The following is a 1067-nucleotide window of genomic DNA, read 5'->3' as shown; positions in this document are numbered from 1 at the left end:
TGTTGTTTCAGATACCGCACAGTGGACGCGTAACACCTTCGATAGTAAGCCCTCGGCCTATTAGTACCGGTCACCTCCACACGTTACCGTGCTTCCAGTTCCAGCCTATCAACCCCATGGTCTGTAGGGGGCCTTAACCCATCAAGTGGGAGAGAAACCTCATCTTGGAACAGGCTTCCCGCTTAGATGCTTTCAGCGGTTATCCCTTCCGAACGTAGCCAACCAGCCATGCTCCTGGCGGAACAACTGGCACACCAGAGGTTCGTCCGTCCCGGTCCTCTCGTACTAGGGACAGCCTTCCTCAAGTTTCTTACGCGCGCGGCGGATAGAGACCGAACTGTCTCACGACGTTCTAAACCCAGCTCGCGTGCCGCTTTAATGGGCGAACAGCCCAACCCTTGGGACCTACTCCAGCCCCAGGATGCGACGAGCCGACATCGAGGTGCCAAACCATCCCGTCGATATGGACTCTTGGGGAAGATCAGCCTGTTATCCCCGGGGTACCTTTTATCCGTTGAGCGACACCGCTTCCACTTGCCGGTGCCGGATCACTAGTCCCGACTTTCGTCCCTGCTCGACCTGTCAGTCTCACAGTCAAGCTCCCTTGTGCACTTGCACTCGACACCTGATTGCCAACCAGGCTGAGGGAACCTTTGGGCGCCTCCGTTACATTTTAGGAGGCAACCGCCCCAGTTAAACTACCCACCAGGCACTGTCCCTGAACCAGATCATGGTCCGAGGTTAGAAGCCCAATACGATCAGAGTGGTATTTCAACGACGACTCCACCCGAACTGGCGTCCAGGTTTCACAGTCTCCCACCTATCCTACACAAACCGTACCGAACACCAATACCAAGCTATAGTGAAGGTCCCGGGGTCTTTTCGTCCTGCCGCGCGTAACGAGCATCTTTACTCGTAATGCAATTTCGCCGAGTCTGTGGTTGAGACAGCAGAGAAGTCGTTACGCCATTCGTGCAGGTCGGAACTTACCCGACAAGGAATTTCGCTACCTTAGGATGGTTATAGTTACCACCGCCGTTTACCGGGGCTTAAATTCTCAGCTTCGC

1 rRNA gene is annotated in these 1067 nt (G+C 55.0%); it reads right to left on the bottom strand.

The features are described from left to right. Positions 1-40: 40 nt before the first annotated feature. Positions 41-1067: ribosomal RNA gene (locus tag AB0I19_RS29225) — 23S ribosomal RNA — on the bottom strand; the annotation flags it as partial.

This window comes from Nocardia sp. NPDC050413, from assembly GCF_040655475.1.
Classification (GTDB): domain Bacteria; phylum Actinomycetota; class Actinomycetes; order Mycobacteriales; family Mycobacteriaceae; genus Nocardia; species Nocardia coubleae.
The sequence above is the reverse complement of the archived record's forward strand: the minus strand, read 5'-3'. Positions and strand labels throughout refer to the sequence as shown.